At 69.5% G+C, this 19,480-nt stretch carries 18 protein-coding genes; 10 read left to right on the forward strand and 8 right to left on the reverse strand.

Translation table 11 applies throughout. From position 1 onward, the window contains the following. The first annotated feature begins 34 nt into the window (after nucleotides 1–34). From HGN31_RS14595 to HGN31_RS14625, 7 genes are all read left to right on the forward strand, one after another. Nucleotides 35–814 (forward strand): class I SAM-dependent methyltransferase, encoded by a 780-nt coding sequence (locus tag HGN31_RS14595; RefSeq protein ID WP_036701324.1) that lies wholly within the window; start codon nucleotides 35–37, stop codon nucleotides 812–814. A gap of 299 nt (nucleotides 815–1,113) precedes the next feature. After that, nucleotides 1,114–1,680 (forward strand): F0F1 ATP synthase subunit delta, encoded by a 567-nt coding sequence (locus HGN31_RS14600; protein ID WP_168783673.1) that lies wholly within the window; start codon nucleotides 1,114–1,116, stop codon nucleotides 1,678–1,680. Continuing rightward, nucleotides 1,680–3,209 (forward strand): F0F1 ATP synthase subunit alpha, encoded by a 1,530-nt coding sequence (gene atpA, locus HGN31_RS14605; RefSeq protein WP_036701330.1) that lies wholly within the window; start codon nucleotides 1,680–1,682, stop codon nucleotides 3,207–3,209. The genes HGN31_RS14600 and atpA overlap by 1 nt, the downstream gene beginning before the upstream one ends. Before the next feature lie 10 nt (nucleotides 3,210–3,219). Then, nucleotides 3,220–4,098: a F0F1 ATP synthase subunit gamma gene (locus HGN31_RS14610; protein WP_036701333.1), complete on the forward strand. Its 879-nt coding sequence runs from the start codon at nucleotides 3,220–3,222 to the stop codon at nucleotides 4,096–4,098. Between the two features lie 21 nt (nucleotides 4,099–4,119). After that, nucleotides 4,120–5,541, forward strand: coding sequence for a F0F1 ATP synthase subunit beta (atpD, locus tag HGN31_RS14615; RefSeq protein WP_168783674.1), 1,422 nt, complete (start codon nucleotides 4,120–4,122; stop codon nucleotides 5,539–5,541). Nucleotides 5,542–5,550: 9 nt separating this feature from the next. Beyond that, nucleotides 5,551–6,000, forward strand: coding sequence for a F0F1 ATP synthase subunit epsilon (locus HGN31_RS14620; protein ID WP_168783675.1), 450 nt, complete (start codon nucleotides 5,551–5,553; stop codon nucleotides 5,998–6,000). A gap of 117 nt (nucleotides 6,001–6,117) precedes the next feature. Further along, complete coding sequence (locus HGN31_RS14625; RefSeq protein ID WP_231555271.1) at nucleotides 6,118–6,468, forward strand: H-type lectin domain-containing protein; 351 nt, start codon at nucleotides 6,118–6,120, stop codon at nucleotides 6,466–6,468. Nucleotides 6,469–6,473: 5 nt separating this feature from the next. Here the strand turns inward: HGN31_RS14625 and HGN31_RS14630 are convergent, their stop codons facing one another. Continuing rightward, nucleotides 6,474–7,271: an alpha/beta fold hydrolase gene (locus HGN31_RS14630; RefSeq protein WP_036731652.1), complete on the reverse strand. Its 798-nt coding sequence runs from the start codon at nucleotides 7,269–7,271 to the stop codon at nucleotides 6,474–6,476. A 40-nt stretch (nucleotides 7,272–7,311) separates the two neighbouring features. Next, entirely contained in the window at nucleotides 7,312–7,902 is a 591-nt protein-coding gene (locus HGN31_RS14635; RefSeq protein ID WP_168783676.1) for a 2-hydroxychromene-2-carboxylate isomerase, read from the reverse strand. Between the two features lie 105 nt (nucleotides 7,903–8,007). On the opposite strand from HGN31_RS14635, the gene HGN31_RS14640 reads away from it, so the two are divergent. Continuing rightward, complete coding sequence (locus HGN31_RS14640) at nucleotides 8,008–9,027, forward strand: ribose-phosphate pyrophosphokinase (protein ID WP_168783677.1); 1,020 nt, start codon at nucleotides 8,008–8,010, stop codon at nucleotides 9,025–9,027. 64 nt (nucleotides 9,028–9,091) lie between these two features. Here the strand turns inward: HGN31_RS14640 and purD are convergent, their stop codons facing one another. Then, complete coding sequence (purD, locus tag HGN31_RS14645; RefSeq protein ID WP_168783678.1) at nucleotides 9,092–10,354, reverse strand: phosphoribosylamine--glycine ligase; 1,263 nt, start codon at nucleotides 10,352–10,354, stop codon at nucleotides 9,092–9,094. Between the two features lie 434 nt (nucleotides 10,355–10,788). Here purD and xseA point away from each other — a divergent pair, with 434 nt between their 5' ends. Next, nucleotides 10,789–12,732 carry an exodeoxyribonuclease VII large subunit gene (gene xseA / locus HGN31_RS14650; RefSeq protein ID WP_168783965.1) on the forward strand — a complete coding sequence of 648 codons (1,944 nt, stop codon included), beginning with the start codon at nucleotides 10,789–10,791 and terminating at the stop codon, nucleotides 12,730–12,732. Between the two features lie 86 nt (nucleotides 12,733–12,818). Here xseA and HGN31_RS14655 read toward each other — a convergent pair whose 3' ends face one another. Continuing rightward, entirely contained in the window at nucleotides 12,819–14,876 is a 2,058-nt protein-coding gene (locus HGN31_RS14655; RefSeq protein ID WP_168783679.1) for a glycosyltransferase family 2 protein, read from the reverse strand. Between the two features lie 84 nt (nucleotides 14,877–14,960). After that, entirely contained in the window at nucleotides 14,961–16,109 is a 1,149-nt protein-coding gene (gene carA / locus HGN31_RS14660; protein WP_168783680.1) for a glutamine-hydrolyzing carbamoyl-phosphate synthase small subunit, read from the reverse strand. Nucleotides 16,110–16,227: 118 nt separating this feature from the next. Between carA and HGN31_RS14665 the strand changes: the two genes are divergently transcribed. Then, nucleotides 16,228–16,689: a GatB/YqeY domain-containing protein gene (locus HGN31_RS14665; RefSeq protein WP_036704844.1), complete on the forward strand. Its 462-nt coding sequence runs from the start codon at nucleotides 16,228–16,230 to the stop codon at nucleotides 16,687–16,689. A gap of 111 nt (nucleotides 16,690–16,800) precedes the next feature. Here the strand turns inward: HGN31_RS14665 and HGN31_RS14670 are convergent, their stop codons facing one another. From HGN31_RS14670 to HGN31_RS14680, 3 genes are read right to left on the reverse strand one after another with little or no spacing between them, the layout of a single operon-like run. After that, nucleotides 16,801–17,388, reverse strand: a complete 588-nt coding sequence (locus tag HGN31_RS14670; protein WP_036704842.1) for a (d)CMP kinase — start codon at nucleotides 17,386–17,388, stop codon at nucleotides 16,801–16,803. 5 nt (nucleotides 17,389–17,393) lie between these two features. After that, nucleotides 17,394–18,143: an HNH endonuclease family protein gene (locus HGN31_RS14675; protein ID WP_168783681.1), complete on the reverse strand. Its 750-nt coding sequence runs from the start codon at nucleotides 18,141–18,143 to the stop codon at nucleotides 17,394–17,396. After that, complete coding sequence (locus HGN31_RS14680; protein WP_168783682.1) at nucleotides 18,144–19,442, reverse strand: AAA family ATPase; 1,299 nt, start codon at nucleotides 19,440–19,442, stop codon at nucleotides 18,144–18,146. Nucleotides 19,443–19,480: the final 38 nt, after the last annotated feature.

The raw sequence follows: 19,480 nt of genomic DNA on the forward strand, positions 1-19,480 counted from the left end.
TGACCTTGGCGCCGCCAGCCGGCCCACTGGCGCCATGCAGAACGATGTCGCCGACCTGCGCCGTTTCTACTACCAGCGCGCCCTCGGCCGTGTGGTTCAGCGGGTGCTGCGCGACCGGCTGACTGAGCGCTGGCCGCCGGGCGGCACGGCGGGGATGACGGTGGCGGGCTACGGCTTCGCCGCGCCGATGCTGCGTCCTTACCTTGCGTCCGCGCGCCGGGTGACCGCGCTGATGCCCGCCCGGCAGGGGGTGATGGCGTGGCCGCCGGGGCTGCCCAACCGCAGCGTGGTCTGCGACGAAGAGGCCTGGCCGCTCGACACCGGCAGCGTGGACCGGCTGGTGATGCTGCACGGGCTCGAGACGGCGCAGGACCCCGCCGTGCTGCTGGCCGAGGCGTGGCGGGTGCTCGGCCCCGGCGGGCGGCTGGTGGTGATGGTGCCGAACCGCGCCGGGCTCTGGGCGCAGAGCGAGGCCACGCCCTTCGGGATCGGCCGCAGCTACACCCGCGGCCAGATCGAGCGGCAGGCGGGGGCGGCGGGCTTCGTGCTCGAGGATTGCGGCGCGGCGCTCTACATCCCGCCCTCGGACCGGCGCTTCTGGCTCAGGGGCGCGCAGATGTGGGAGCGGACGGGGGCGCGGATCGCGCGGCTCCTGATCGCGGGCGTGGTGGTGGCCGAGTTCGGCAAGCACGTCGCGGCCCCGGTCGGGCCGGGGCGGGCGGCGCTGGTGCCGAGCCCGCGCGAGGTGCTCGACGGCATCCGGGCCCCTCGCCCGGCCGGGGCGCGGCGGACGGCGCCGCCTGGCGGGGCCTGACCCCGCCTCGGACGACCCCCAGCCGCCCGAATCGCGGCGAAGTTGACGACCCGTCAGCGGCCCCGCCCCCACCGCCCGGCCGCCCTGCACCGGGTGCCGTGCGGCAAGCCGCCTGTTAGCGACCAAAGCCGCCGTTTTCGGCCCGCGGGGCAGTTGCACAGTCCGGTGAACTGCTGCTAGAGACGCCGCAGATTTCAGGAAGGCCCGTCGCCCTTGCGCCGAAAGCCTTCGCCGTCCGCGCCCCGCGACTGACCGGCCCACGCCGGCCCGGCCTGCGGGGCTTCGCGCAAGCCAAAGGGGTGTCCGTGGCCAACAACGCTTCGATTTCCGCCAATATCGCCGGGCGTTACGCGCAAGCCGTGTTCGACCTGGTCCGCGAGGAGGGCGCCGTCGATGCGCTCGCCGGGCAGGTCGAGAGCCTCGGCACCGCGCTCAACGACAGCGCCGACCTGCGCACGCTGATCAACTCGCCGCTGATCTCGCGCGGCGAGCAGGAGGCCGCGATCGGCGCCGTCGCATCGCGCATGGGCCTGTCGCCGGTGCTGGCCAACACGCTGCGCCTGATGGCCCAGAACCGCCGCCTCTTTGCCCTGCCGCAGCTCGTCTCGCGGCTGTCGGCGCTGATCGCCGAGGCCAAGGGCGAGGTCACCGCCGAGGTCGTCTCGGCCGCGCCGCTCACCGCCGAACAGGCGCGCCGCCTGACCGAGACGCTCGCCGCGAAGTCTGGCAAGACGGTCAAGCTCGACACCCGCGTCGACGAGGGGCTGATCGGCGGAATGATTGTCAAGCTGGGCTCGCAGATGATCGACAGCTCGATCCGCTCGAAGCTCGCTTCCCTGCAGAATGTCATGAAAGAGGTCGGATAATGGGAATCCAGGCAGCCGAGATTTCGGCGATCCTCAAGGATCAGATCAAGAATTTCGGCCAGGATGCCGAGGTGGCCGAAGTCGGCCAGGTGCTGTCGGTGGGCGACGGCATCGCGCGCGTCCACGGTCTGGACAAGGTTCAGGCCGGCGAGATGGTCGAGTTCCCCGGCGGCATCCGCGGCATGGTTCTCAACCTTGAAACCGACAACGTCGGGATCGTGATCTTCGGCGACGACCGCTCGATCAAGGAAGGCGACACCGTCAAGCGCACCCGCTCGATCGTGGAAGTGCCGACCGGCAAGCCGCTGCTCGGCCGCGTCGTGGACGCGCTCGGCAACCCGATCGACGGCAAGGGCCCGCTCGAGGGCGCCGAGATGCGCCGCGCCGACGTCAAGGCGCCGGGCATCATGCCGCGCAAGTCGGTGCACCAGCCGATGGCGACCGGCCTCAAGTCGGTGGACGCGATGATCCCCGTCGGCCGCGGCCAGCGCGAGCTGATCATCGGCGACCGCCAGACCGGCAAGACCGCGATCGCGCTCGACACCATCCTGAACCAGCAGAACTACAACTTCAAAGAGGGGCACCGCACCCTCTACTGCATCTACGTCGCCGTGGGGCAGAAGCGCTCGACCGTGGCGCAGCTGGTCAAGAAGCTCGAAGAGACCGGCGCGATGGCCTATACCACCGTCGTCGCCGCGACTGCCTCGGACCCCGCGCCGATGCAGTATCTCGCGCCCTATTCGGCCACCGCGATGGGCGAATACTTCCGCGACAACGGCATGGATGCGCTGATCATCTATGACGACCTCTCGAAGCAGGCCGTCGCTTACCGCCAGATGTCGCTGCTGCTGCGCCGTCCGCCGGGGCGCGAGGCCTATCCGGGCGACGTGTTCTACCTGCACTCGCGCCTGCTCGAGCGTTCGGCCAAGCTGAACGAAGAGCATGGCGGCGGCTCGCTGACCGCGCTGCCGATCATCGAGACGCAGGCGGGCGACGTGTCGGCCTATATCCCGACCAACGTGATCTCGATCACCGACGGCCAGATCTTCCTCGAGACCGACCTGTTCTTCCAGGGCATCCGCCCGGCGGTGAACACCGGCCTCTCGGTCAGCCGCGTGGGTTCGGCCGCGCAGACCAACGCGATGAAATCCGTCGCGGGCCCGGTCAAGCTCGAGCTGGCGCAGTACCGCGAGATGGCGGCCTTCGCGCAGTTCGGCTCGGACCTCGACGCGGCGACGCAGAAGCTCTTGAACCGCGGCGCGCGCCTGACCGAGCTGATGAAGCAGCCGCAATACTCGCCGCTGACCAACGCCGAGATCGTGGCGGTCATCTACGCCGGCACCAAGGGCTACCTGGACAACGTCCCGGTGCGCGAGGTCGGCAAGTGGGAAGCCGGGCTTCTGCAGTTCATGCGCAACCAGCACGCCGACGTGCTCGACTGGCTGACGCGCGAGGACCCGAAGCTCAAGGGCGAGGCCGAGGCGCGGCTGAAAGCGGTGCTGGACGCCTACGCCAAGACCGCGGCCTGAGGAGGGGAGGATGCCCAGCCTCAAGGCTCTCAAGAACCGGATCGGCAGCGTCAAGAACACGCGCAAGATCACCAAGGCGATGCAGATGGTCGCCGCCGCCAAGCTGCGCCGCGCGCAAGAGGCGGCCGAGGCCGCGCGCCCCTATGCCGACCGCATGAGCGCGGTGATGGCGGGGCTGACCTCGGCGGCCTCGGGCGCCGAGGGCGCGCCGCGGCTGCTGGCCGGGACCGGCTCGGACCAGCGCCACCTTCTGGTGGTGCTGACCTCCGAGCGGGGTCTGGCCGGGGGCTTCAACAGCTCGATCGTCAAGCTGGCCCGCCAGCGCGCCGAAGAGCTGCTGGGCCAGGGCAAGCAGGTCGCCATCATGACCGTGGGCAAGAAGGCCCGCGAGCAGCTCAAGCGCGAGCATGGCGGGCGCTTCGTCCACCATGTCGACCTGTCCGAGGTCAAGTCGGTCGGCTACGCCAACGCGCGTGAGATCGCGGCCGAGATCCTCGACCGCTTCGACGCCGGCGACTTCGACGTGGCGACGCTGTTCTACAACCGCTTCGAGTCGGTGATCAGCCAGGTTCCGACCGCCCGCCAGATCATCCCCGCGGTGGTCGAGGAGGGTGCGGACGTCGGCGGCGCCAGCGCGCTTTACGACTACGAGCCGGGCGAAGAGGCGATCCTGACCGACCTGCTGCCGCGGTCCGTCGCCACCCAGGTGTTCGCCGCGCTGCTGGAAAACGCCGCGTCCGAGCAGGGCGCGCGGATGACCGCGATGGACAACGCGACGCGCAACGCCGGCGACATGATCGACCGCCTCACGACCGAGTACAACCGCTCGCGTCAGGCCGCGATCACCAAGGAACTCATTGAAATCATTTCGGGCGCCGAGGCGCTCTGACCGTAACGCAGGGGTAGATACATGGCAGCTACGGGCAAGATCACGCAGGTCATCGGCGCCGTCGTGGACGTGCAGTTCGACGGCGCGCTGCCGGCGATTCTGAACGCGCTGGAAACCGAGAACAACGGCAAGAAGCTGGTGCTGGAAGTGGCCCAGCACCTGGGCGAGAACACCGTCCGCACCATCGCCATGGACGCGACCGAAGGTCTCGTGCGCGGCGCCGACGTGCGCGACACCGGCGGGCCGATCTCAGTCCCGGTCGGCGACGCGACGCTGGGGCGCATCCTCAACGTCGTGGGCGAGCCGGTGGACGACCGCGGCCCGGTCACCGCGACCGAGACCCGCGCCATCCACCAGCCGGCGCCCGAGTTCGCCGCCCAGGCGACCAGCTCGGAAATCCTCGTCACCGGCATCAAGGTCATCGACCTGCTGGCGCCCTATTCGAAGGGCGGCAAGATCGGCCTCTTCGGCGGCGCCGGCGTGGGCAAGACCGTGCTGATCATGGAGCTCATCAACAACATCGCCAAGGTGCACTCGGGCTACTCCGTGTTCGCCGGCGTGGGTGAGCGGACGCGCGAAGGCAACGACCTCTACCACGAGATGGTGGAATCGGGCGTCATCAAGGAAGACAACCTCGCCGAATCGCAGGTGGCGCTGGTCTACGGCCAGATGAACGAGCCTCCGGGGGCGCGGATGCGCGTGGCGCTGACCGGCCTGACGCTGGCCGAGCAGTTCCGCGACGCGACCGGCACCGACGTTCTGTTCTTCGTCGATAACATCTTCCGCTTCACCCAGGCGGGTTCGGAAGTGTCGGCGCTTCTGGGCCGCATCCCGTCGGCCGTGGGCTACCAGCCGACGCTGGCGACCGACATGGGCGCGATGCAGGAACGCATCACCTCGACCAAGAACGGCTCGATCACCTCGATCCAGGCCGTCTACGTGCCGGCCGACGACCTCACCGACCCGGCGCCGGCCACCACCTTCGCCCACCTCGACGCCACCACGGTGCTGTCGCGGGCGATCTCGGAACTCGGCATCTACCCGGCCGTGGACCCGCTCGACTCGAACAGCCGGATCCTCGACCCGGCCGTGGTCGGCGAAGAGCACTATGCGGTGGCCCGCGACGTCCAGGGCATCCTGCAGAAGTACAAATCGCTGCAGGACATCATAGCCATCCTCGGGATGGACGAACTGTCCGAAGAGGACAAGCTGACGGTGGCTCGGGCGCGCAAGATCCAGCGCTTCCTGTCGCAGCCCTTCGACGTGGCCAAGGTCTTCACCGGTTCGGACGGGGTGCAGGTCCCGCTCGAGGACACCATCTCGTCCTTCAAGGCGGTCGTGGCGGGTGAATACGACCACCTGCCGGAAGCGGCCTTCTACATGGTCGGCGGCATCGAAGAGGTGAAGGCCAAGGCCCAGCGTCTCGCCGCGGACGCGGCGTAAGGGGGCACCATGGCCGACACGATGCAGTTCGACCTCGTCTCGCCCGAGCGGAGCCTCGTCTCCGTTCCGGTGCGCGAGGTGCGCCTGCCGGGCACCGACGGCGACCTGACGGCGATGCCGGGCCACGCGCCCGCCATTGTCACGCTGCGCCCCGGCATGGTCACGGTGATCGACGCGCAGGGACATGCGACCGAGTTCGCCGTCACCGGCGGCTTCGTCGAGATCAACGGCGAGTCCGTCAGCCTGCTGGCCGAGCGCGGCCACCCGCGGGCCGAGATGACCCAGGCCATCTATAACGAGATGGTCCGCGACGCCCGCCGCGCGCACAAGTCGGCCGAAAGCCGGCGCGAGACGGTCGGCGACGAGGTCGTGGCCGCCGCCGCCAAGCTTCTGGGCGACATGGAGGCGATGGGGACGCACATCGGGCTGGACCCGAACCAGTCCACCGTCCCCGACTGATCGCGCGTCGGGTTCGCCCGACATCTTTAATGAAAATCAAGGCCCTCTCCCTGTAGCCAGGGTGGGGGCCTTTGTCATACGATCGTCGTACCCGCCCCAACGACGGATGCCGACCCCGTGCTGCGCTTCAGCCATACCGCCGTGGGCGTCCAGCAGGGCGACGAGGTGCTGTTCTCGGCCTTCGAGGACGGCGGCCCGATGTGGACGGACAACGGGCCGCGGGTCGAGCGGCTGCGGGTGACCTTCGCCGACCCCTTCCTCGGCCCGCCGGTGATCCATGTGGGCCTGTCGATGTGGGACATCGCGGTGAACACCACCCAGCGCGCCGACGTCGCGGCCGAGGCCGTCACGCCCGAGGGGTTCGAGATCGTGTTCCGCACCTGGGGCGAGACGCGCGTGGCGCGGGTCCGCGCCCGCTGGCTCGCCATCGGCCCGGCCGAGCACGTGGACGAGTTCGAGCCGGACTGACGGCTTCAGGCCCGGTCGAGGTTGACCGCCACCAGCCCCGCCACCTCGGCCGGGTGCGTCAGCGGCACCATGTGCCCCGCGCCCGGCACCACCGCCACGCCCACGTCCGGCAGCCGCGCCGCCAGCGCCTCGAGGATGGGCGCCATCACCGGCGCCGACGCCGCGCCGCGGATCAGCATCACCGGCACAGCCAGCGCCTCGAGCCCGCCGGGCGCGAGGATGCCGCCGCGGTCGTTGTAAAGATCGCCCATGGTGTCGAGCACCCCTGCCATCTGCGCCACCATCTGGGCCTGCGCCGGGGCGGGCAGGCCGGTCAGGTCGGGCCCGTTCCAGTAGCGCAGGAAGGCCGCGGTCGATCCCGCCCGGTCCCCAGCGGTCTCCATCTGCTCAAGCCGGGGCAGCAGCCCGCCAGGATCGCGCTCCGGGGCGGGCAGGGCGGCGAACAGCACCGGCTCGATCAGCGTCAGGCTGCGCACCCGCGCGGGCGCGTGAAGCGCCAGCCGCAGCGCGGCCACGGCGCCGAAGCTGTGCCCGATCAGGTCGATCCGCCCGTCCCCCGCTCGCGCCGCAAGCGTCTCGGCCAGCGGTCGCGCCAGTCTGAGCGTCGCATCGGCAAAGCTCTCACCGCCCGCCTGCCACGCCGGGCCGCGACCGTGCAGGGGCAGGTCCGGCGCGGTCACGTCGATCCGGCCCCCCAGCCGCTCGACCACCGCGCCCCAGGACGCCGCGCTGCCCATCATGCAGTGCAACGCCAGCGCCGGGCGCGCGGGGTCGCCCGGGAAATGCCGCAGGCCCGCCGTCATGCCCGCCCCCGGCGCGCGCCCGTCACGCGATAGCCGAAGCTCACAGCGTCGCCAGATGCCGGTCGAGGTAGTCGAGCCGGTCCTGCCCCCAGAACATCTCGCCGCTCTCGGCGACGATGTAGAAGGGCGAGCCGAACACCCCCGCGGCCACCGCCCGCTCGAGGTTCCGGCCGTAGATCTCGGCCCCGGTGAACAGCCCGCGGTCGGCGATGGCCGGATCATGCCCGGTCGCCGCCAGCACGTCGCGGATCACCGCGTCGTCGGCCACGTCCCGCCCCTCGACGAAGCGGGCAGCGAGGATGCCCTGCACCAGCGTGCCCACGTCGGCGCCGCCCTCCTGCGCGGCGATCACCGCGTAGGACGAGGGCGCCATGTTGGTCATCGGCACGTCCAGCCGGATCGGCATCCCCAGATGCGCCGCCACCCGCGGCAGGTCCTGGTTGCGATAGGCGAGCCGCGCCGGGTGCCGGTCCTGCGGCCGCTGCCCCCCGGTGCGGTCGAAAAGCTGCATCAGGTCGAGCGGCCGATAGGTGATGCCGGCCCCGTGTCGCGCGGCGATCTGTTCCAGCCGGTCGCCGGCCAGATAGGCCCAGGGGCTGATGGTGCTGAAGTAATAGTCGATCGCGGCCATGCGCCGGGCCCCCTCTCGCCGGTTTGCCGAGACGCTAGCGCGGTGCTAATCGGGGCGCAATCGGGCGATTCCCGCCCCCTCACGTCCTGCGCCCGAGGAAACCCCATGCCCGCCATGACCGAACCCAAGCTGATCGCCGGCAACGCCAACCGCCCGCTCGCCACCGCCATTGCCCGGCGGATGTCGATGCACCGGGGGATGAACGTGGCGCTGGTCGATGCGCGGGTCGAGCGGTTCAATGACCAGGAAATCTTCGTCGAGGTCTACGAGAACGTCCGCGGCGAGGACATGTACATCATCCAGCCGACCTCGAACCCGGCCAACGACAACCTGATGGAGCTGCTGATCATGGCCGACGCGCTGCGCCGGTCGTCGGCCAACCGGATCACCGCGGTCATCCCCTATTTCGGCTACGCGCGGCAGGACCGGCGGGCCAAGGCGCGCACGCCGATCTCGGCCAAGCTGGTGGCGAACCTGCTGACCGAGGCGGGCGTGGACCGCGTCCTGACGCTCGACCTGCACGCCGCGCAGATCCAGGGGTTCTTCGACATCCCGGTGGACAATCTCTATGCGGCGCCGGTGTTTGCGCTCGATATCCTCCACCAGTTCAAGGGCCGGTCGGACGACCTGATGGTGGTCTCGCCGGACGTGGGCGGGGTGGCGCGGGCGCGCGAGATCGCCACGCGGATCAACGCGCCCATGGCGATCGTGGACAAGCGCCGCGAGAAGGCGGGCGAGATCGCCGACATGACGGTGATCGGCGAGGTCACGGGCAAGACCTGCATCATCGTGGACGACATCTGCGACACCGCCGGCACGCTGGTGAAGGCCGCGCAGCTTCTCGTGGACCACGGCGCGCGCGAGGTTCACGCCTACATCACCCACGGCGTGCTGTCGGGTCCGGCGGTCGAGCGCATCGAGACCTCGGTGATGAAGTCGCTGGTCATCACCGACTCGATAGGCCAGCCCGAGCCGGTCAAGACCGCCCGCAACATCCGCATCGTCCCGACCGCGCCGCTGTTTGCGCAGGCGATCATGTCGATCTGGAACGGCACCTCGGTGTCCTCGCTCTTCGAGCTGGACACGCTGCAGCCGGTCTATGAGGGGATGTACACCTCGGTCTGAGCCGTCCGCGCCGCGCGGCGTCGCGGGCTAGCCGGCCGCGGTCGCCGGGCGCGGCGGCCGCCCCTCAGAGCGCCCGCCAGCCGATGTCGCGGCGATAGAACCCCTCGGGCCAGTCCACCGCATCGGCGACCGCATAGGCGCGCGCCTGCGCCTCGGCCAACGTGGCGCCGCGGCCCGTCGCGTTCAGCACCCGGCCGCCGTTGGCCACGACCCGGCCCTCCTGCGCGGCGGTGCCGGCGTGAAACAGCATCTGCGTCGCCGTCTCGGGCAGGCCCTCGAGCCCGCCGATAACGCTGCCCTTCTGGACGTCGCCGGGATAGCCCTCGGCCGCCAGCACCACGGTCAGCGCGTGGTCGTCGGCCCAGTTCACGGTCATCTCGGCCAGCCGCCCCTCGGCGCAGGCGTGCACGAGGTCGAGCGCCTGCGCCCCGAGCCGCATCATCAGCACCTGGCACTCGGGGTCGCCGAAGCGGACGTTGTATTCGACGAGCCGCGCCCGCCCGTCCGCGATCATCAGCCCGGCATAAAGCACCCCCTGGAAGGGTGTGCCGCGCCGCGCCATCTCGGCGATGGTGGGCTGGACGATCTCGGCCATCACCTGCGCCTGCAGCGCCTCGGTCAGGACCGGGGCAGGGGAATAGGCCCCCATGCCCCCGGTGTTGGGCCCGGTGTCGCCCTCGCCCACGCGCTTGTGGTCCTGCGCGGTGCCGATCGGCAGGCAGGTCGCGCCGTCGCAGAGGACAAAGAAGCTCGCCTCCTCGCCCGCCATGAACTCCTCGATGACGAGCTCGGTCCCGGCGTCACCGAAGGCCCCGCCGAAGGCGGCGTCGATGGCGGTCAGGGCCTCGGCCTCGGTCATCGCCACGGTCACGCCCTTGCCGCCCGCGAGCCCGTCGGCCTTGACGACGATCGGCGCGCCGCGCGCGGCCACATGGGCGCGGGCGGCGGCCGCGTCGGTGAAGCGCGCCCAGCCCGCGGTCGGGGCGCCGCAGGCGTCGCAGATTTCCTTGGTGAAGGCCTTCGACGCCTCGAGCCGCGCAGCCTCGCGCGAGGGGCCGAACACCGCGATCCCGGCGGCGCGGAGGCTGTCGGCGACGCCACTGGCCAGCGGCGCCTCGGGGCCGATCACCACGAGGTCGATAGCCTGCTCTTCGCAGAACCCGACCACGGCGGCGCCGTCGGTGATCTCGAGCGCCGCGCAGCGGGCGATGGCGGCGATCCCGGCGTTGCCCGGCGCGACGATCAGCCGGTCGCATTTCGGGTTCTGCCGGAACGCCCAGGCGAGCGCGTGTTCGCGGCCCCCGCCGCCGAGAATGAGGATGTTCATCGCCGCCCCTTCGCCCTCTCTCCGCCCCGGCGGGGGCGGGCCTCAGCGCCCGACCGCCCGCGCGCCATTGTTGGGTTGGGGCTTTAGGCCGCGACGGGGGGGCGGGCAAGGGGCGCGGGCCGGCGTGGGCGGTCGGGGACAGTTCCTTTTGTCGGCGGGATAGGGATCGGCGCGCCATCGGCACCAAGGCGCGTGTGTGCCACCTTAATCCGGGCAGAGTGAGGTTGGTCATGCGACCGCTGAAGTAGGCGGGTCTCAAGGCTGACGAGAAAGCTGAACACGCGGTTTACGGCTGCGGCTCACCCCCCCGTCGCCTCCGAGCCGCCACCGTGTGTCCCTCCAACCCCGTCGTCAGCCCATCCAGTCAATGTCCCCTCAGCCCCCCACACGATCCGCGCTTGAACCCCGCCCCCGGCTGGGCGACACCCGAAGCCATGGAGCTTTTCGACGACCCCTCGGCCGACGCCCCGTCCGGCAATGCCCCGACCCTGTCCGTCTCGGAACTTTCCGGCGCGATCCGCCGGGTGGTAGAGGGTGAGTTCGGCCGCGTGCGCGTGCGCGGCGAGGTCGGGCGGGTCTCGCGCCCGTCCTCGGGGCATCTCTACTTCGACCTCAAGGACGACCGCGCGGTGCTCGCCGCGGTGTGCTGGCGCGACAACGCCTGCCGCCTGCCGCATCGCCCGGAAGAGGGACTCGAGGTCATCGCCACGGGCCGCCTCACGACATTTCCGGGCCAGTCGCGCTATCAGCTGCTGGTCGAGCACATCGAGCCCGCGGGCCTCGGCGCGCTCATGGCCATGCTCGAGCAGCGCCGGCGGGCGCTGGCCGCCGAGGGGCTCTTCGACGCCGCCCGCAAGCGCCCGATCCCGTTCCTGCCCGGGGTGATCGCGGTGGTCACCTCGCCCTCGGGGGCGGTGATCCGCGACATCCTGCACAGGCTGCGCGACCGCTTTCCCAGCCGGGTGCTGATCTGGCCGGTGGCGGTGCAGGGCGCACAGTCCGCGCCGCAGATCGCGCAGGCCATCGCGGCGCTGAACGCGCTGCCTGCGGGGGGCGCGATTGCGCGGCCCGACCTGATCATCGTGGCGCGCGGCGGCGGCTCGGTGGAAGACCTGTGGGGCTTCAACGAGGAGGCCGTGGTGCGCGCCGTCGCGGCGGGGACCATCCCCCTGATCTCGGCGGTCGGGCATGAGACCGACACCACGCTGATCGACCATGCCGCCGACCTGCGCGCCCCGACCCCGACCGCGGCCGCCGAAATGGCGGTGCCGGTGCTGGCCGAGCTCGGCGCGCGCATCGCCGACAGCCAGAGCCGGCTGTGGCGCTCGGCCCGGGCGCGGATCGAGCGGCCGGCGCAACGTCTCGCCGATCTGGGCCGGCTGCTCGGGCGCCCGCAGGCAATGACCGATCCTGCGCGGCAGCGGCTCGACCTGACCGGGCCGCGGCTCGACCCGGTGCTGCGCGGCTTCGTCCGGGCGCGGCGACGCGAGGCCGAGGCGCTGGACCTGCCGCTCTTTGCGCTGCGCAGTTTCATGGCCGACCGGCGGACGGAGCTGGGCCGCGCCGGCAGCGATCTCGACCGGGCGGCGCGGCAGCATCACGCGCGGCTGCGGGCCGAACTGCCCATGCCGCGACCCGCCGCCGTGCAGCTTGCCCGCGCCGCCGACGCCCGGCGCCTCGCCGCGGCGGACGGGCGCCTCGCCCCCGCGCTGGCGCAGCGGACCGAGGCGCCGGCGCGGCGCCTCGCTGAGCTGAGCGCGCGCCTGCCCCGCGCCCTGGCCCGCCGGCACGACGATCCGCAGCGGCGGCTGGCTGCGCTGGCACAGCGCCTGACCGCCGCCCGGGCGCGAATGCAGGCCGACGCCCGCCGCAAGATCGCCGCGGACCGCACGGGCTACGCGGCGCTCGAGCGCCGACTGGCGGTTCTCCGGACGGATCTCATCACCGAGCGGCGCGCCGCGCTCGCGCGTCTCGACCGGCTGCGCCAGACGCTGGGCCATACCGAGACGCTGCGCCGCGGTTTCGTCATCGTGCACGGGCCCCAAGGGCTCGTCGTCTCGGCCGACGCGGCGGCCCGCGCCGCCGCGCTCACGCTCGAGTTCCACGATGGCGCCTTGCCCGTCACGCCGAGCGGTCCGGTGCGGCCGGGATCGGGCGGCGGTCCGGCAGCGGGTGAGGGTGACGGCACGCGGCCCGATCGAACCGTGGCCGACATTGGATCACGCGCCGAGTCCAAGGCGCTGGTCACCGATCCTGCCCCGCAGCCCCCATCTGAGCCCCCCAGCGAGACAGCTACGAAGCAACCGCCGCGACCGCGAGCGCGGCGCCGCCAGAAGGGCGAGGACCCGGACAGCGACCCGCAGGGCTCGTTCTTCTGACGCAGCGGCTCAGGGAAACTTCTGTCGCCGGACCTCAGGCAACCGGACCAAACGGCAGCCCGCCGCCCCGACAGGTCGCCACCCCCTTAGCCGATGCTCCCATGCACAGGAACGGCCACCGGCGCGCCGGTCGCGGCGGCGCATCCGCCGCCGTCGGCCGCCATCGGGATCAGCGCGCTCTCGGGCATCGCCGCTTCTGCCGAGGCCATCACGTCAGCGCTGTGATCGAACACCCCATGAGTGGTCTTGTCCCAGTAGAAGGGCTTCACCACGATCTCGTAGGCGGCTTTCCACGCCGCGAGGCAGGCGAGCGGGAAATACGCGTAGAGGCTCGGCGCCCAGAGCATCAGCCCGGGGTGGGTGCGGCGCACGGACCACGCCGCCACCACCGCGTTCAGCGCCTCCGAGACGAGGAAGAGCCCGATCACCGCCGTGCCGAGCCAGCCGCCGGCCATGGGCGACAACGGATGGCCGAACCCCAGGGTGAGCAGCCAGAAGCTCCACAGCACTGGCGCCAGCAGGAACTGCTGGACGGTGGCGAACATCTGCAGGTGAAAGCCCAGCATCCGCATCGGCCCGATCTCTCGCCACAGCCGGCGGGGCGCCCGCATGTGCACCCCCCAGGTCATCGCGAACCCCTTGAGCCAGCGCGAGCGCTGCTTGACCCACGGCACGGCGCGGCAGTTCGCCTCTTCGTGGGTCGTGGTGGCGACGATCTCGGTCCGGTAGCCGAGCCGGGCGAGGCGGACGCCCAGGTCGGCGTCCTCGGTGACGTTCCAGCCGTCCCATCCCCCGGCGTGGTCGAGCGCCGCGCGCCGGATGAAGAAGGTCGTCCCGCCCAAGGGCACCACCAGCCCCATCCGCGCCATCCCCGGCAGAACGCCGCGGAACCACGACGAATATTCCAGCGTGAAACACCGGGCGAGCCAGTTGGTGCGCGGATTGTAGAAGTCGAGCGCGCCCTGCACGCAGGCGACCTCGGGGGCAGCGAAGTGCAGGTGCCGGGCCACGCGGTGCAGCTGGTCGGGCTCGGGCCGGTCCTCGGCGTCCCAGACCCCGATGATGCTGCCGCGGCAGAAATGCAGCGCATAGTTCAGCGCCCGCGGCTTGGTGCGGATCGGGCCGTCGGGGACGGTCACCACCCGCATCCAGGCCGGAAGCCGCACGCCCGAAAGCGCGGCGCGGGTGACGTGGTCGGTCTCTTCGACGACCAGCAGAATGTCGGTCAGCTCGCGCGGATAGCTGAGCCGCGACAGCCGCGCCACCAGCCGGTCGGCGATGTCGGCCTCGCGGAACATCGGCACCATGACCGAGATGACGGGCAGCCGCGCCTCCATCTCGGCATCCGGGCGTGGTGGTGCCGCGGCCTCGCCGCGCAGCGTGGCGCGGAACGCGAGGGCCTTGAGGATCGTGGTCGCGCCCAGCGTCAGGATGGCGAGGCCGCTGACCACCACCAGCACCGCCGTCGGCGCCAGCCACAGCCCGGCCGCGAGGCCAGCCATCAGGGCGAGCAGCAGCGCCCCCAGCCGCGCCTCGTTGCGGGTCCGGCAGCTCAGCTCGGGCGCGACGCAGCACTCGGCCTCGCGGATCAGGGCGGTGCGGCGCAGCGACACCAGCGCCTGCATGGCCTCGGACTCGGCGCAGAGCAGCATGCGGACGGGGCCGAACCGCGCCTCGAGCCGCGGCCGGTGCGCCGCGAACGCCTCGGGGCGGGCGGTCGCCACGAAGGTCACCCCGCCGGCGCGGCGCCACGGCACCACCGCCTGCGACAGGCACCACTCGGGCCCCGCCTGGTCGATCAACCGGGCGTCGGGCGGCAGCGCCACAAGGTCGATCACGGTCGTCCGCCACTGGCGCGAGAGCGCCCGGGCGAGCGCCACGTCGGTGACCCAGCCATGCGCCAGCAGCACCTCGCCCAGCCGCGCCGATTCGCGGCGCTGCATGACCAGCGCCTTGAGCAGGTTGCCGGGCTCGACCGCGCCGTCGTCGATGAGGATCTGCCCGAGCGCCCGCGGATCGCGGCCGTCAGGTGCAGGCGCGGGGCGGTCGCCGGCGCGGGCGGCGCGCGGGCGGAACGGAACGACCCCCGGCGCCGGGGCCTCGTCCGGGGCGGGGACGGGGCGGCGAATCGGTGTGACGTTCATCGGGCACCTCGCGCGGCGGTTGCCCGATCTACATGGCGCGAAAGACTTAAGCCGTGGTTAACGCCCGCGGCGCGTCGCGGCGGTTCAGCGGCGGCGCGCGGCCATCGCCTCGGCGAACCGCTCGAACAGATAGGCGCTGTCCTGCGGGCCGGGGCTCGCCTCGGGGTGATACTGGACCGAGAACACCGGCCGGTCCGCCACCCGCAGCCCGCAGTTCGAGCCGTCGAAGAGGCTGACGTGCGTCTCGATCACGCCCTCGGGCAGGGTCTGGGCGTCGACCGCGAACCCGTGGTTCATCGAGGTGATCTCGACCTTGCCGGTCTCGACGTCGCGGACCGGGTGGTTCGCGCCGTGGTGGCCGTGGCCCATCTTGACCGTTTTCGCGCCGAGCGCGAGCGCCAGCATCTGGTGGCCGAGGCAGATCCCGAAGATCGGCAGGTCGCGGTCGAGCAGGTCCTGGATCATCGGCACGGCGTATTCGCCCGTGGCCGCCGGATCGCCGGGGCCGTTCGAGAGGAACACCCCCTCGGGGTCATGGGCGAGGATCTCGTCCACCGTGGCGGTCGCGGGCAGGACCGTGACCTCGGCGCCGCTGCCGGCCAGCGAGCGCAGGATGTTGCGCTTGGCGCCGTAGTCGACGGCGACGACCCGGAACGGCCGCTGGTCCTCGATCGGGGCGAAGCCCTGACCCCACTGCCACAGCCCCTCGTCCCAGCGGTAGGACTGCGCGCACGAGACCTCGCGCGCGAGGTCCATGCCGACGAGCCCCGGCCACGCCCGGGCCCGGGCGACCAGCGCGGCGATATCGAAGTTCCCCGCCGGGTCATGCGCCAGCACCACGTGCGGCGCGCCCTGCTGGCGGATCGCGCGGGTCAGCCGGCGGGTGTCGACGCCGCCGATGCCGATCCGGCCGCGCCGCGCCATCCAGTCGGCGAGGTCGCTCGTCGCGCGCCAGTTCGAGGGCTCGGTCGGGTCCCACTTGACGACGATGCCGGCCGCGACGGGGTCGGGGGCCTCGTCATCCTCGGGGGTGATGCCGGTGTTGCCGATGTGGGGGAAGGTGAAGGTGACGACTTGGGCGGCGTAGGAGGGATCGGTCATGATCTCCTGATACCCCGTCATCGCGGTGTTGAAGACGAGCTCGGCCACGACCTCGCCGGTGGCACCGAAGCCTTGGCCGTAGAAGATCGTCCCGTCGGCGAGCGCCAGACACGCGGTCGGTTTCTGTCCCATCGTCACCCTCTGGAAAATCGGACGACTGCTAGGGGAAGCGGGGGCCGGGGTCAAGCCGGGTTGACCCCGCGGCGGCGATCGGGACAAGGGAGGGTGAGGCCCAAAAAGCGAGGAAAACATGGAAATTCGGACGCGGATTCAAGAGGCGACGAAGGATGCGATGCGCAGCCGCGACCAGCTGCGGCTGTCCACGCTGCGGCTGATCGGGGCAGCGCTGAAGGATCGTGAGATCGCGGTCCGGGGCGAGCCGGGGCAGACCGGGCTGGACGAGGCGGACGTGGTCGCGCTGCTTTCCAAGATGGTCAAGCAGCGCCAGGAATCGGCCCGCGCCTATGAGGAGGGCGGGCGGCTGGAACTCGCCGAGCGCGAAACGCAAGAGATTGCCGTCATTCAGGAATTCCTGCCGCGGCAGCTCGATCAGGCCGAGGTTGCGGCGGCCATCGACGCGGTGATCGCCGACCTCGGCGCGACCGGCGTGCGCGACATGGGGCGGGTCATGGCGAGCTTGCGCGAGCGGCACGCCGGGCAGATGGACTTTGCCGCCGCGGGGGCGGTGGTGAAGTCCCGGCTGATGGGCTGAGGGCCGCCACCCCCGGGCACGGTTCGTGCATCGTTCGTGCGATGTTCATGCACGGTTCATGCGAACGCCGTGCAGCAACCGTATGAACGATCCGGCCCGACCGGGAAGCGCTCAGGCGCCGAGCCGCGACGTCACGAGGGCGACGGCGGCGGCGACGGCCTCCTCGATTGTCATCCGCGTGGTGTCGAGCACCACGGCGTCCGGGGCGGCGCGCATCGGCGCGGTGTCGCGCGCGGCGTCGCGGGCGTCGCGGTCGCGGATCTGGGCCAGCATCTCGGCGGGGTCGGCGCCCAGCTCGGCGGCGCGGCGGGCGGCGCGGGTGGCGTCGTCGGCCACGACATAGAGCTTCACCGCCGCATCGGGGCAGATCACCGTCCCGATGTCGCGCCCGTCGAGCACCGCGCCGGGCTCGACCCGCGCGAAGCGGCGCTGGAAGTCGGTGAGCGCGGCGCGCACCTCGGGGAGGGCGGCGACGCGGCTGGCCGCCAGCCCGGCCTCGGCCGAGCGGAGGTCGGGGCGGGCCAGGTCCTCGGGCGTGAGGCTTTGGGCCGCCGCGACGGGATCGCCGCCGCGGGCGCCGACGGCGCGGTAGAGGAGGCCCGTGTCGAGATGGGCAAAGCCGAAGCGCTCGGCCAGAGCCCGCGCGAGGGTGCCTTTGCCGGAGGCCGCGGGGCCGTCTATGGCGATGGTGAAGGGCATGGTTATTACGCCATTAGAACGAATTTCCGGTGGCAGGCATCCCAAATGCCCACATAATGTTCTTTTAACTCTAACATGGGGCTAATACGTTCTCCTTCGAGTCCGAACATCCAGCCTAATAAGCCGCAGACATCCTCTTCTATGAGTATATCGACCGCTTCGTCGGGAGCCGGAGGGGCGTCTATTATTTGAGTGATGCAATGAGTTAGCCGTCGGTAGGCGCGCCGATAGATGTGTTGTAACGCCTCTCGACGGTCAAGGTTAAGCAACTCCACGGTTGCAGTGCCCTTCTTATCAAATGTGTTCGAAGCTAAATCGAAAGATGCTGTAATTGTATCCAGTCTTGGGTCGAAGGAAAGATGATCCCAAGGGTTCTCGCCTGTCGGATCAATAAGCAACGGCTCAGCGCCATCCATCGGAAACTTGCTACCTTTTAGCCTGCCGCATTCTGTGCAGCATAAGAGGAGATTGTTCCACGTGTACATGCTCTCGTTATATGAAGCCTTGGGCTTAAAATGCTCGATATCGCATCCGTGCGAGTCAAGGCAATACATGCAGCGCTCGAACGGCCCCATCATTGACCTCAGCTTATCGAAAATTCCGTTCAGCGTTCGCGTCTGCCTGGAAATTCTCCAATGCTGATTAATCGCGCCTGGAGGCAGATTGTCTGCACCCCGCAAAGCCAGATCATTGGCGCGCCGATCCAGGTAATTAATCTCGCGCGCGGTTAGATCGCAACGGATAACGCGCTTCAACTAAATTGCCTCATCGCCGACGTCAAAAAGTTCTAACTGAGATAGCTCGATTTTCTCTTGCTCGGTCAGCCGAGCGCCAGCCCGAACTTTCGCTCGCATCTGGCTGAGGCGAGCACGCCCCGTAACGGCCACGGGTGAGCGAGTGTTTCGAAGGCCAAACGCTGGAGTTAATAGTATAGTGTCGGGCCGCGAAGCTACGATTCTACGGTGCTCCTCTCCGCTTAGCTTTCTAGGAAAATCTTGACCGCCACGCGCCGGCAAAACAAATAATCCACCTTCATCTGCAGCTTGGCACACTAGGGGGCTATGGCTGGTGACTATGAACTGTATATTAGGAAACCGGTGTTTCAGCCAGAACCCGATACTTTGCTGCCAAACAGGATGAAGGTGCGCGTCAACCTCATCAATCAGCACGACGCCCGGCATTCCTATTAAAAGTTTACCCGCCTCATCTGTGCCGGTCAGATTATCAATACCATAAGCGTTTATAAGATGTCTTAGAATATCTGCAACTAGAGCGAGAGCGGCGCGATAGCCGTCGCTCATTTCGTCCCAAGACAAGGTTGCCCCACTGCGATCTCGCAGCCATAACCCCTCCGAATTGATATGCGCGATCTTCATCCCGTTAGGCAAAAAGTCATCATCTAATATGGCTTTAACAACTTCAAGTTTTTTGATATCGTCATGACGCCCCTCCAGCTCTTTGTGCTTCAGCGCCCTCAGCCACTGGTCAACCTCTGCAAGCGAGGCGGCCTCTTGGAACATCGTAACGAACCGTTCTGTAGTCGGCGCAACCATTTGCCGCATGGCCTCTGGTGATGCGCCAAACACCCGGCGGAAGGGTCCGTAGCCGCAACAGAACCATCCGGCCGCCTTTGGGGCCCAAATTGTTCTTTGAGGCGTAACTCGCTTCCCTTTAAAATTCACTGCTTCGAGGAACGTTTCGCGTCCTGATCCAGAAAATCTAATTGTCGCTTTAAATGTCCCCGATCCCGGCTGGCCCCCAGAAGAAAAGAAATCTACTTCCTCCGACCGCCTTACATCAATACTCACTTGCGAGTGTGCATCTTCGTCAATTCCGTGTGTGCGCCACCCTGCAAAGCTCGGTTGCAATGATCGCGCTGCATCTGGGCCAGACAGCGCGATAGCGATGGACTTAAGAAAAGCACTTTTGCCGGAGCCGTTGTCCCCGGTAATAACGGTCCAGCCGGCTAGCTCTTTGCTTGTTCCTCTAGAAAAATCAAATTCAAGATCCTCGAATCCCTTTATATTGCTTAAACTGACAGACTTGAGATGCATGTTGTGTCCATCAAGACAGGTTGTTCAGAAAGATACCG

The sequence above is a fragment of the Paracoccus sanguinis genome (assembly GCF_012689545.1).
Taxonomy (GTDB): Bacteria; Pseudomonadota; Alphaproteobacteria; order Rhodobacterales; family Rhodobacteraceae; genus Paracoccus; species Paracoccus panacisoli.